At 71.6% G+C, this 11,659-nt stretch carries 10 protein-coding genes and 1 pseudogene; 3 read left to right on the top strand and 8 right to left on the bottom strand.

Annotated features, from left to right (window positions below):
- Positions 1-28 precede the first annotated feature (28 nt).
- From ACFYY2_RS09890 to modA, 5 genes and pseudogenes are all read right to left on the bottom strand, one after another.
- Positions 29-856, bottom strand: coding sequence for a siderophore-interacting protein (locus ACFYY2_RS09890; protein ID WP_388739567.1), 828 nt, complete (start codon positions 854-856; stop codon positions 29-31).
- 88 nt (positions 857-944) lie between these two features.
- A pseudogene (locus ACFYY2_RS09895) lies at positions 945-1,240 on the bottom strand (LysR substrate-binding domain-containing protein); the annotation flags it as partial.
- An 18-nt stretch (positions 1,241-1,258) separates the two neighbouring features.
- Entirely contained in the window at positions 1,259-2,353 is a 1,095-nt protein-coding gene (locus ACFYY2_RS09900) for an ABC transporter ATP-binding protein (protein ID WP_388739570.1), read from the bottom strand.
- A 61-nt stretch (positions 2,354-2,414) separates the two neighbouring features.
- Positions 2,415-3,296, bottom strand: a complete 882-nt coding sequence (gene modB / locus ACFYY2_RS09905; RefSeq protein ID WP_388739573.1) for a molybdate ABC transporter permease subunit — start codon at positions 3,294-3,296, stop codon at positions 2,415-2,417.
- Positions 3,293-4,105, bottom strand: a complete 813-nt coding sequence (gene modA / locus ACFYY2_RS09910; RefSeq protein WP_388739576.1) for a molybdate ABC transporter substrate-binding protein — start codon at positions 4,103-4,105, stop codon at positions 3,293-3,295. Before modA ends, modB begins: the two co-directional genes overlap by 4 nt.
- 309 nt (positions 4,106-4,414) lie before the next feature.
- On the opposite strand from modA, the gene ACFYY2_RS09915 reads away from it, so the two are divergent.
- Positions 4,415-4,885 (top strand): molybdopterin-dependent oxidoreductase, encoded by a 471-nt coding sequence (locus ACFYY2_RS09915; protein ID WP_388739579.1) that lies wholly within the window; start codon positions 4,415-4,417, stop codon positions 4,883-4,885.
- A 93-nt stretch (positions 4,886-4,978) separates the two neighbouring features.
- On the opposite strand, the gene ACFYY2_RS09920 is transcribed toward ACFYY2_RS09915, so the two are convergent.
- Positions 4,979-5,371, bottom strand: coding sequence for a molybdopterin-binding protein (locus tag ACFYY2_RS09920; protein ID WP_388739581.1), 393 nt, complete (start codon positions 5,369-5,371; stop codon positions 4,979-4,981).
- Between the two features lie 600 nt (positions 5,372-5,971).
- Between ACFYY2_RS09920 and ACFYY2_RS09925 the strand changes: the two genes are divergently transcribed.
- Positions 5,972-7,693, top strand: a complete 1,722-nt coding sequence (locus tag ACFYY2_RS09925) for a cytochrome c biogenesis protein CcdA (RefSeq protein ID WP_388739584.1) — start codon at positions 5,972-5,974, stop codon at positions 7,691-7,693.
- Between the two features lie 113 nt (positions 7,694-7,806).
- Here ACFYY2_RS09925 and ACFYY2_RS09930 read toward each other — a convergent pair whose 3' ends face one another.
- On the bottom strand, positions 7,807-8,640 hold the full coding sequence (locus ACFYY2_RS09930; protein WP_388739587.1) for an SDR family oxidoreductase: 834 nt from the start codon (positions 8,638-8,640) through the stop codon (positions 7,807-7,809).
- A gap of 305 nt (positions 8,641-8,945) precedes the next feature.
- On the opposite strand from ACFYY2_RS09930, the gene ACFYY2_RS09935 reads away from it, so the two are divergent.
- Positions 8,946-11,183, top strand: coding sequence for a SpoIIE family protein phosphatase (locus ACFYY2_RS09935; protein WP_388739589.1), 2,238 nt, complete (start codon positions 8,946-8,948; stop codon positions 11,181-11,183).
- Positions 11,184-11,250: 67 nt separating this feature from the next.
- Here the strand turns inward: ACFYY2_RS09935 and ACFYY2_RS09940 are convergent, their stop codons facing one another.
- Positions 11,251-11,577: a hypothetical protein gene (locus tag ACFYY2_RS09940; RefSeq protein ID WP_388739591.1), complete on the bottom strand. Its 327-nt coding sequence runs from the start codon at positions 11,575-11,577 to the stop codon at positions 11,251-11,253.
- Positions 11,578-11,659: the final 82 nt, after the last annotated feature.

Below are 11,659 nucleotides of genomic sequence, written 5' to 3' on the forward strand. Positions count from 1 at the left end.
ACCGGCGCGGACGACGTGCGCCCGCCCGTCATACGCGTACGAGCTTCTCCTTCTTCTCGCTCTTCCAGAAACCCGAGAAAGTGATGCGGTCCTTGGGAAGGCCCGCGCGGACGAGGTGGCGCCGCCCCTCGGTGGCGAGCGTCGACTCACCGACGACGAAGGCGTAGCCCGCCGTGTCGACGGCGTCGTGGCGGCGGAGTTCCGCAAGGGCTGCCGCGCCGGGCACGGCGCTCGCGTCGTCCCGGACGACCCAGGTCACCGAGACACCGGCCGGGGCGGCGAGCGGCCGCCGGTCGCCCGCGAGCGGGATCTCCTGGATGACCCGTCCCACGGTGTCCCGCGGCAGGGAGCGCAGGATGCCTGCCGTCGAGGGCAGGCCGCTCTCGTCGGCGACCACGATGACTTCGGTGGCGTCCTCGGGACGGTCGAATATGAGCCCCTGGTCCAGAAGGGCGACCGGGTCACCCGCGCGTGTGGCGCAGGCCCAGATCGCTGCCGCGCCCTCCGGTTCACCGTCCGTGCCGCAGTGGACCACGAAGTCGATGTCCATCTCGGCCTCCCGGGGGCGGAAGCCGGCGACGGTGTAGTTGGCGCAGTGCGGCCGCACGGCCTCCGGGATGGCGAAGTAGGGATCCCACCACCGCTGTCCGGACAGTTCCGGAAGTGCGAACTCGACTTGATGCGGAAGTCGCAGGAACAGGCGGAACCAGTGGTCGTACCCCAGCCACGGGAAGTCGCCGAGCTGGTCACCGGTGATCGTCACGCGCTGCATGGACGGCGAGTAGCGCTCGGTGCGGACCACTTCGCCGCGGAACAGACCGGGTTGCTTGGGCATGAGCCTGGGGGTCTTCGACACAAGTGAAGGTTAGCCTAAGCTAACTCTCGCCCCAACCCCCGGGTGAGGTCCGCGTCGCCTCCGCCCCCTCATCCCGCGGGCCGGTCTCCTACCGGTAGAGCTCGGCGGCGAGCGCGATGACGGTGTGCGTGGCCGGATGGGCGTCGCGGGCGCGCCAGATGAGGTGCACCGGCACGGGCTCGGCGTCGCGCAGGGGCCGGTAGGTGATGTCGTCGCGACGGTACTGGGCGGCGGTCGACTCGGGCGTGAGGCCGACGCATCTGCCGGTGGCGACGGCGCGGAGCCAGTCGTCGATGTCCTGGGTGTATTCGACGCTGAGCCGCTCGGGTTCGGCCACAGACCGAGCATGGTGGTCCCGGTACGGCGGTCGATCGCCAGGGTGCGGCCGAAGTGGCGGCCGGGTCAGGCGGGATAGGCGTGCGTCTGTGCGGCCTTGACCGCGGCCCACACCGAAGCGCCCGGGTGGAGGTCGAGTTCGGCGGCGGCGACGGTCGTCAGATCCGCGGCGAGGGGCAGGTCGCCCGTGAGGTCCGCACGGATCTGATCGCCGTGCGTCTCGAGTCCCGCGACCTCGCAGCGCCACAGGTTGCGGGCGCTCGAACCGGTGGGCCGCTCCCGGTACAACGTGACGGCGCCCGGGGGGAAGGCGACGAACGCGGGTCCGGCGAGATCCTCGGTGGTGGTGATCACGGGCCCCGCGTCGAGGCGCACCCGGTGACCGGTGGCGTTGCCTCTGTAGAGGTTCAGCCCGACGAGCTGGGCGATGTAGTCCGTACGCGGATGGCGGGCGATGTCCGAAGGGGCTCCCTCCTGGACGACGTGCCCCTGTTCGATCACGACGAGCCGGTCGGCCAGCACCATGGCGTCCAGGGGATCGTGCGTGACCAGGACGGCGACAGCCTCGAAGTCCGCCAGGTGCCGCCGCAACTGGGAACGCACACCCAGGCGTGTACGGGCGTCGAGCGCGGCCAGCGGTTCGTCCAGGAGGAGCAGCCGGGGACGCGTCGCCAGGGCACGGGCGAGTGCGACGCGCTGGGCCTGGCCACCGGAGAGCACCCGCGGCTTGGAACCGGCGTACTCGGTGAGCCTCATCCGCTCCAGCCAGGGGGCGGCCTGCGCGCGGGCCTCGGACTTGGACGCGCCCCGGCAGCGGGGCCCGAAAGCGACGTTGTCCAGGGCCGTCAGATGAGGGAAGAGCAGGTAGTCCTGGAAGACCACGCCCACCGGACGCCGCTCGGGCGGTGCCCCGTCCAGGGCGACGCCGTCCAGGCGCAGGTGGCCGCCGGTGAGCGGGGTGAGTCCGGCCAGGGCGCGAAGGGCGGTGGTCTTTCCGGCGCCGTTCGGCCCGAGGAGCGCGACGACTTCTCCGGGGGCGACGGCGAGTGCCACGTCGAGACGGAACGTGCCGCGGTCCAGGACGAGGTGGGCGTCCAGCCCCTCCGAACTGCTGTGGCCGGTGCCGCGGAAGCGGCCGGACTCCTGGCCCGTGTGCGTCATGAGGTGGCCGTCCAGGGGTAGGGCGGCCCGGAGCGGACCGTGGGGGAGCGGGTGGGGCCGGTCATGTCGTGCTCATCCACCGGTCGCGCAGCCCGGCCAGGACCGCGACGGAGACGGCGAGCAGCACCAGGCTCAGCGCGATGGCCGCCGCGGGATCGCTCTGCAGCGCGAGATAGACCGCCAGCGGCATGGTCTGCGTACGCCCCGGAAAGTTGCCGGCGAAGGTGATGGTCGCACCGAACTCGCCGAGCGCGCGAGCCCACGCCAGGACGGAACCGGCCGCGATGCCGGGCATGATCAGCGGGAGCGTGACCCTCCTGAACGCGGTGAAGCGGGAAGCGCCGAGCGTCATGGCGGCCTCTTCGAAGCGGGGATTCGCCGCCCGCAGCGTGCCCTCGACGCTGATGACGAGGAACGGCAGGGCCACGAACGACTCCGCGACCACGACCCCCGCGGTGGTGAAGGGAAGGGTGATCCCGAACCACGAGTCCAGCCACTGCCCCACGATCCCGTTACGGCCGAGGGCCAGCAGCAGCGCGACACCGCCCACCACCGGCGGCAGGACCAGGGGCAGCGTCACCAGGGCGCGTACGAATCCCCGCCCCGGGAACTCCGTCCGCGCGAGCAGCCACGCCAGCGGCACCCCGAGCACCACGCTCACGGCCGTCGCCGCGCTCGCGCAGATCAGCGACAAGCGGAGGGCGTCCCAGACCTCCGGGCTGGTCAGCTGCTCCGGAAGGCTGCGCCAGGGTGCCCTTACGAGGAGGGCGGCCAGCGGGAGCAGGAGGAACGCGAGGCCGACGAGGGCGGGCAGCAGCAGCGGAAGGGGAACCCCGCGGCGGCCGCCGGCCGGCCGGTCACGCCGCCGTCGCGACCCGCCGCCGCAGGTGTCCCCACCGGCGGCGGCCCCAGTCACGGCACCCGGCCCGTCCAGCTCGGTCACGGTGCGAGGAATCCTGCCGAGGTCAGGACCTTCTGGGCTTCGGCGGACTGCACGTACCCGATGAACGCCTTGGCGGCCGCGGCGTTGGGCGCGTCCTTGAGCAGGGCGATGGGGTAGTCGTTGACGGCGTCGGCGGACTCGGGGAACTCCACGCCCTCCACCTTGTCACCCGCGGCCCTCACGTCGGTCTTGTACACGACGGCGGCGTCGGCCTCCTTCAGCTCGACCTTCGTCAGGGCGCTCTTGACGTCCTGCTCGTAGGAGACCGGGGTGACCTTCAGCCCGGCACCGTCGAGTGCCTTCTGCGCGGCGGCTCCGCACGGCACCGTCCGGTCGCAGAGGACGACCTTGAGGTCCGGATCGGTGAGGTCCTTCAGGGACTCGATCCCGTCCGGGTTGCCGGGGCGGGTGGCGATCTCCAGCTGGTTGCGCACGAAGGTCGCGGGCGTGCCGGACACATCACCCGCATCGGTGACGATGGCCATCGTCTTGGGGCTGGCGGCGGCGAAGACGTCCGTCGGGGCGCCGCCCGTGATGCTCGCCGCGAGACTGTCGCTGCCGCCGAAGCTGAAGGTGACCTTCGTGCCGGGGTGTGCCTTCTCGAAGTCCTCGCCCAGGGCCGTGAAACTCTCCTTGAGGGAGGCCGCGGCGAACACGGTCACTGTGCCCGACACCTTCTCCGACGCGCTCGACGCCGACGGGTCCGGCGTCGGTGACGCGTCGCCGGAGGAGGAACACGCACTCAGGGCCAGCAGCGCGGCCACGCCTGCTCCGGCCGTCCGAAGGGTTCGCTGCGCGGAACGGGTCATCACGGGTCGACTCCCTCTGACTCTTCGGAAGAGTCCGTCGGCATCCTGCGGGAAGAGCCCGGCGGGGGCCGGCCTCCTGGCCGGCGAGCTGCCTGCCACCGGAACCCCGAGGTGCGTCGACGTCGTACACGGTCACGTCCCACCTCACCTCCCGATCCGGTCCGTCTGCATGCGCTGATCATACTGCTGCAGATTCAAGGCGTAAGTCACTTGTGGCATTGCATGAGCTGGACTTGATGAGGAAGCGGTGGGCATGTGCGTTTATACGGTCCTGCCGTCCGGGTACGTCATTCCCGGAGGTGGTCTCTCGTGAACCAGTCCGCTGCGGCGGCCGATCCCCTGGCTGAACTCGCTCTGGGCGGTGACGTCGCACGCCCTGCGCGGCTCACGGTGTCGGACCTGCTCGCCTGGCCGCAGCACCAGGCGCAGGTCAGTTTCGAATGCGCCACCAGTGGCGCCCGGCGTCACCGGTTCACGGGGCCTCTGCTGCACGACGTCCTGGCCGACGCCGGTCCCGGGTTCGACCCTGCCCGCCGCAAGGACCGGCTGCGGTTCCTGATCGCGTTGTCAGGGGCGGACGGCCACCACGTCCTCCTCTCCTGGGCCGAGATCGATCCGGATTTCGGACAGGCGCCCGTGCTGCTCGCGGTGAGGATCGACGGCACGCCCCTGGACCGGATCGGGCCGCAGCTCGTGCTGCCCCAGGACCGCTGCGGCGCCAGGCACATCAGCGGGATCAACGGCATCCGGGTGGACGGCGGGTATCCGTCGAGCGTCTGAGGCGGGCGCGGGGCCCGGGCGCGCGTCGGCGGCCGACGGGTGCGGACGGATCGGGACGGGCGCCGGTCGGGGGTGCGCCGGCGCCGTGTTCGCTCAGGAGCGGTCGATGTGCACGTTGGTCGACTTCACGCGGGCGGTCGCCTCCACCCCGACCTCCAGCGCGAGCTCCTCCACGGCCTCGCGCGTGAGCAGCGACACCAGGCGATGGGGCCCCGCCTGGATCTCCACCTGGGCCGCTACGTCACCCAGCTTCACGGCGGTGACGATGCCGGGAAAGGCGTTGCGCACCGAGGTGTACGAGGCGTCGTCGGCCTCACCCGTGCCGGCGATCTCCACCGAGAAGGCCGCGAGGTCCTTCCCGTCGATGAGCCGGCGCCCGCTCTCGTCGCGACGGGTCGCCACCCTGCCGGCGTCCGCCCAGCGGCGGGCCGTGTCCGGACTCACGCCCAGGAGTCGAGCGGCCTGGCCAATCGTGTAGAGCTGCATGCTCCGAAAATAGGGTCTTGATCCATGCATGTGCAAGCCGAAAGGTGCGTATATGCATGCACGTGCGAGCTTGTGGAGGGGGGAGTACCTCGCGCCGGTGCGAAGCGGCGGCTCCCGTCGTCCGACAGGGACTCGTCGCCGCGCGCCCGGGCTACGCCGCCCTGCGTGATCGAGCCGCCGGACGCCGCTCACGATACGCCCGGTCGCCGGCCCGGCACGCCCCGCGCGGTCGACCGCGCGGGGCGTGCTCCCTCGGCTGCTCTTCGTCACCTTCTTGACAGGTGACGAAGAGTAGGTCAGAGTCGTCACTGTTCAAGGAGGTGTCGGACGGGCGTCCAGCGTGGCGTACCCGGCCGGCACCTCGTCGACTCACACGGCCGACACGGGGCACGGAGCCCCCGTCGCCCGAAACCGAGACCGCGTACGTCGCCGGGCAGGCGACCGCCGCACTTCGGTGGCCCATGCCCGGACGGAGCCGCGCCGGTTCGACTCGCGCGTCCCGGAGTCGGAGTCCGACGCGCCGAATCGTGCGTCACGGGCCGCCACAGCAGTCCGAGAAGCCGCGACCGCCGCGGCTCTCCGCTCACGAACCTCGCCGGGGTGAACAAGACCCGGCGGTCCCGCCCGGAGGTAGTTTTGATCACGCTGGTCCTCATCGGGCTGACAGGCGGCTTCATCACCGCCATTTCTCCGTGCATCCTCCCCGTACTCCCGCTGGTCTTCCTCTCCGGCGGCGTCCAGGGCGGTAAGCCGGAACAGACCACGACCCGCAGCCGGCGTCCGTACGCGGTGATAGCCGGACTCGTCGTCAGCTTCACGCTGATCACGCTCTTCGGCACCCTGGTGCTCAGCGCCCTGCCGCTTCCCCAGGACATCATCCGGTGGGCAGGCCTCGTCGTCCTGCTCGTACTCGGCATCGCCATGATGTTCCCGAAGGTGCAGGACCTGCTGGAACGCCCCTTCGCCCGTATCGGGCAGCGGCAGGTCGGCGGTACGCGCGGCGGCTTCTTCCTCGGCCTGGCCCTCGGCGCCGTCTACGTCCCCTGCGCCGGGCCCGTGCTCGCCGCCATCACCGTCGCGGGCGCGACGCACCGGATCGGCCTCGACACGGTCGCCCTCGCCGTCGCGTTCGCCATCGGCACGGCGGTCCCGCTGACCTTCTTCGCGCTGGCCGGTCAGCGCATGGGGGAGCGCGTGCGCGCGTTCCGCAGCCGGCAGCGCCGCGTCCAGTTCGTGGCGGGGCTTACCTTCGTCGCCCTGGCCATCGGTCTCACCTTCAACGTCACCGACGCCCTGCAGCGTGCGGTCCCCGACTACACGGCGAGCGTCAACAAGGCGATCTCCGGGTCCGCCGTCACCGGCGCGCTCGGTTCGGGCGGAAGCGAGAAGCTGAGCCAGTGCGTGCAGCAGCCGTCCTCCGGTCTGCACGACTGCGGCGAGGCACCCGAGTTCGCCGGGATCCAGTCGTGGCTGAACACACCCAAGGACGCACCGCTGACCCGTAGCTCCCTCAAGGGCAAGGTCGTCCTGGTCGACTTCTGGGCCTACTCCTGCATCAACTGCCACCGCGCGGGCGAGCACATCAACGCCTGGTACGACACGTACAAGCGGAGCGGCCTGGAGGTCGTCGGTGTGCACACCCCCGAGTACGCCTTCGAGCACGACCGCGGAAACGTCAAGGCCGGAGCCGCGCGCCTGGGTATCAAGTACCCGGTGGCACTGGACAACGACTTCGCGACCTGGCAGAACTACAGCAACGTCGCCTGGCCTGCCCAGTACCTGATCGACGCACACGGGCGGGTGCGGAACGTCGCCGTCGGCGAGGGCGGCTACGCGGACAGGGAGAAGCTGATCCGGGAACTGCTGACCGAGGCGCACCCCGGGGCGACCCTGCCGGCGCCCACGGGCGTGCCGGACCACACCCCGACCGACCGCACGCAGACCCCGGAGATCGGCCTGGGCGTGGGGCGCAGTGACGCCGTCGCCAACGGGCCGCTCGAAGGGGGACGCGAAGACTTCAGCTACGCGGACACGCCCGCACTCGGCCAGTACGCCCTCACGGGAGGCTGGGACGTGGGCAAGGAGTCGGTGACCAGTGGCCACGACGCCGCGATCAAGCTGAACTACTCCGCCCGTGAGGTCTACCTGGACGTGGGCGGGACCGGCACCGTCACCGCGACCGTCGACGGCAGGAAGACCACGTACAAGGTTTCGGGTGCGCCCAACATCCGCCGTGTGGTGAGTGGCCACGGCTCCCGGGACGGAGTGGTGACGCTCACGCTCTCACCCGGCCTCAAGGCGTACTCCTTCACCTTCGGGTGAGCCGCCGTCCGGCTGCCTGATCGGGGGACGGCCTTGCGGGTCGTTCCCCGATCGGGCGCATCCGCCCGTGCCCGGTCCGGCGTCCGCCGGGCCGGGCCGTTCCCCGTCCTCGGTCAGACCGGGGGCGGGCTCGCCGTGAGGATCCGGGCCGCCGCGAGCTCCTCGCGGGACGCCTGTTCGGCAAGCTCCAGATACCCGTACGCGTCGTCGCCGACCGGGATGCGCAGGGGGGTGGGAGCGTCCGCGGCGACGATGCCGAGGACGCGGGCCGCGAAGTCCTCGGGCCGGCCCGTCCCCGGGCCGGTCGCCAGGCCGCGGGAGCCTTCCAGCATGGCGCGGTTCGTCCCGTCGTATGCGGGGATCCTCCGGACGGCTTCGGTCATGGAGACGCCGTAGCGCGTGGCGAACATCCCCGGTTCGAGCACGGTGACGCGGATGCCGTGCGGGGCGGCCTCGACCGCGAGGGTCTGGCTCATGCCCTCCAGGGCGTGCTTCCCGGCGGTGTAGGCGCCTAGGCCGGGGAAGGCCGTCCGGCCGACCACGGAGGAGACGTTGAGGATGTGGCCGTGCCCCTGGGCCCGCATGAGGGGCAGGACGAGGCGGACGAGTCTCCAGGGGCCGACGACCAGGGTCTCCAGCTGGTCCCGCACTTCCGCGTCCGAGACCTCCTCGACGGCGCCGAACAGACCGGCACCGGCGTTGTTGACGAGGACGTCGACACCGCCGAGGCGGTCGACCGCGGTGTGCACGGCCTGCTCGCAGGAGGCAGCGTCACGCAGTTCGAGGGGGACCGGGATGATGCGGCCCGGTCGGGCGGCGGCGAGGTCCTCCAGGTCCGCCGTCTTGCGGGCGGTGACCGCCACCAGGTCCCCGGCGGCGGCCGCGGCGCGGGCCAGGGCATGCCCGAGGCCCGAGGAGCAGCCCGTGATCAACCAGCGTCGTCCCATGGTTCCCCCGTGATGTCTGATGCGGTTCCGGATGGCGGTGGCGTCGTTGGACGGTCCTGCGGGGTGTGCGTCGTCCGTGGCGGTCACGGCCGATGGCGGCAGTTCATGGTCGTGGGATTCCGGGGCGGGGTCATCCCTTCGGCGGGGGCGCGCGGAGGCACCGGGGCGCGCGTGCCGGCGCTTTCACACGTCCGCTCGTCCCGCGCCGGACCTGGCGTTCGTCATCACGTAACAGGGCCGGCATCCGGGGCGGCCGTGCGGTGCACAGGTCGCCCGGGAGCGTGGAGCCGCCTAGAATTTCCCGCATGGGCAGCCGGTCCGTCGATGGCAGCAGCGCGGGGGGCGAGACTGACCGCCGCGACCCCCTTCCGCAGACCGGAAAGAGTGGTCTGGCGGCTGTTCTCCACCGCGCGCTGCAGGGTGCGGTGCACCGGCTGGACGGCGCCTCGGCCGTCGTGTACCTCCTGGAGGAGGACGGCAACCACCTCCGTACGGCGATGATCGGCGGCAGTCCTCCGTCGGCGTTCACCCTTCCCGGGCGGATGCCCCTCGACGCCTCCTACGCCTCCGCGCGTGCGCTGGCCTCAGGGAACGTCGAGGTTCTGACCGACCCCGATGTGATCGAAGGAGAGCCCGGCGACGGGGCGCCCTACCCGTACCTCGCCGTCGCTGCCCCGGTCACCGCCCCCGGCCACCGCTTCGGGGCCGTCACCGTGCTCCGGGTCGAGACGAACGGCCCCTGCACGGCGGCCGATGCCGAGGCGATGCGGGACATCGGAGACGGACTCGCCCTCGACCTCGCGGCGCTCGCGGAGGAGGGGGTCGCCGTCGTACCGGGGCACATGCCCGTGCTCGTGCCCGTGTTCAGCGCACACGCGGAGAACCGCACTCCCGGCTGGGGCATCCCCGACGTCCCGGGATCCGCGGGGATGAGCCTCGTCTACCCGATGCGGCGGCTCGCCGACATGCTGAACCGGGCCACGACCATGGACCACATCGTCCGGGCGGCCAGATTCTGCGTCATGACCCCTTTCCATGCGCAGGCCCTGGCCCTCGTCTCGGCCAGGGAGGGGCGTCTCTGGGTCCTCGGACACACCGGAGACTCGTCGGACATCGCCAGGAACCTGCACGGCGCGGTCCTCGACGACTCGACGCCGGCGGCGAAGTGCGTCCGCGACCGCCCCGTGTTCATCTCGCAGCCTTCGTCGGACGAGTCACGGACGGAGGTCTACCTCCCCCTGCTGAGCAGCAGGCACACCATGGACGTACCTCCGGCGCAGGGCACGGGCGTCGTGGGCCTCTGCTGCCTGACGTTCGAGAGCACCCGCGACTTCCCACCCGAGGAGAGAGCGATCCTGAGCATGATGGCCGGCTCGCTGGGCGCGGCGGTGGAACGGGTCGAGCTGAGCAGGCAGCAGCGCGCCGCGGCCGAGACCCTGCAGAGGCAGCTGCTGCCGCCCACCCTCTCCGAACTCCCCAGGCTGACCACCACCGCTCGCTACCGGCCAGCCGTCGTCACCTCCGAGGCAGGAGGAGACTGGTACGACGTGATCACGCTTCCGGACGACCGGGTGGTACTGGTCGTCGGAGACGTGGAGGGCCACTCCATGGAGAGCGCCGCCGTCATGGGGCAGGTGCGCAGCGCACTGGTCGCCTATGTGACCGAAGGCCACCGGCCGGCCGCGGTGATCGACAGGACCAGCAGGTGGCTCACCGCCATGGGCGCGGGCCTGCTGGTCACCTGTTGTGTCGTCGCCCTGGACACCGTCGGGGGCATGGCCGACGTGGCGCTGGCCGGGCATCCGGAACCGCTGGTGCTGCTGCCCGACGGAAGCACCGACGTCCTGGACGCACCCGCCAACGTGCCTCTCGGCGTCACCGCGGAGGCCGGTTACCTCGGGCGTGAACACTCCCTCGTGCCCAGGTCGGTCATCATGCTGTACTCCGACGGACTGCTCGACTGGAGCACGGCCGACCCCACGGCCGGCGCGCGAGCACTGCTCGGCTCCGGCGACCCGGCCGCGCCGTCCGACCTCGAGGAACTGGCCGACCAGCTCATCGCCGACACGTCGGGACCCCAGCACCGGCGCGACGACGCTGTCGTCCTCCTCGCCCGGTGCGAACCCGTCCACGGGGAGGTGGTGCCGCGGACAGACAGCCTGCGCATCCAGCGCCGCGACCTGCGCGGGGTCAGGACGGCGCGGGACTTCGTGGACGACCGGATGCGAGCCTGGGGACTCACCGACATGGCGGACAGCCTCCAGCTCGTCGTCTCCGAGATCGTGACCAACGCTCTCGTCCACGCGGGCAGCGACGTCGAACTGCGCCTGCGGGTCTTCGCGGAGCGCATCAGGGTCGAGGTACGGGACTCGGCCAGCAATCCGCCCGTCCCCTCGCCCCTCTCGCTCTCCGAGGAAGGGCTCTCGCAGGCCGAGCACGGCCGTGGCCTCTTCATCGTCGATGCCCTGACCGAGGGCTGGAAGAGCTACCCGAACGGCCGGGGCAAGACGGTCTCCCTGGATGTGCTGATCCCCGACACCTGAGGCGGTGACGCGCCTTCGAGCTGCCGGGTCCGTCGCCGGGCCGGGGCACAGCCGGGGCCGTACGTCGTCAGGCGGGGCGGGCCGGACCCGCCCCGGGCAGGCCGAGGAGCCGGCGTGCCACGACCTCGACGGGCTCGTCGCGTTCCCTGGCGAGGGCGGTCACCGCCCGGCAGGCGAGTTCGCTGATCCCGAAGGCCAGCGCGTCCGGCGCGACCCACCCCGCCGCCTCGTCGAGACGGTCCGGGTTCTCCTCGACGCTCGCGGCCACGTAGGTCGCGGCGGCCTCGAAGACGTTGTGCCGGGGCCGGGCCGGGTCCCTCGGTGGCACGGGGACGGGGGGATGGGCGGTGAAGACTCTTCGCAAGGGCGCGAACGCACGGCGGGCGGAGATCACGTGATGCCACCTTCCCCGGACGGTGCGGTCGTGTTCGACCGCGCTCACATCAAGTCTTCCACCCGCCAACGGAGTTCGAACA

The sequence above is a fragment of the Streptomyces sp. NPDC001822 genome (genome assembly GCF_042892135.1).
Classification (GTDB): Bacteria; Actinomycetota; Actinomycetes; order Streptomycetales; family Streptomycetaceae; genus Streptomyces.

Coding starts and splice junctions, on each gene's coding strand:
- ACFYY2_RS09900 (WP_388739570.1), bottom strand. CDS start 2,353: ATGACGCACACGGGCCAGGAGTCCGGCCGCTTCCGCGGCACCGGCCAC.
- modA (WP_388739576.1), bottom strand. CDS start 4,105: ATGACCCGTTCCGCGCAGCGAACCCTTCGGACGGCCGGAGCAGGCGTG.
- ACFYY2_RS09920 (WP_388739581.1), bottom strand. CDS start 5,371: ATGCAGCTCTACACGATTGGCCAGGCCGCTCGACTCCTGGGCGTGAGT.
- ACFYY2_RS09930 (WP_388739587.1), bottom strand. CDS start 8,640: ATGGGACGACGCTGGTTGATCACGGGCTGCTCCTCGGGCCTCGGGCAT.
- ACFYY2_RS09935 (WP_388739589.1), top strand. CDS start 8,946: ATGGGCAGCCGGTCCGTCGATGGCAGCAGCGCGGGGGGCGAGACTGAC.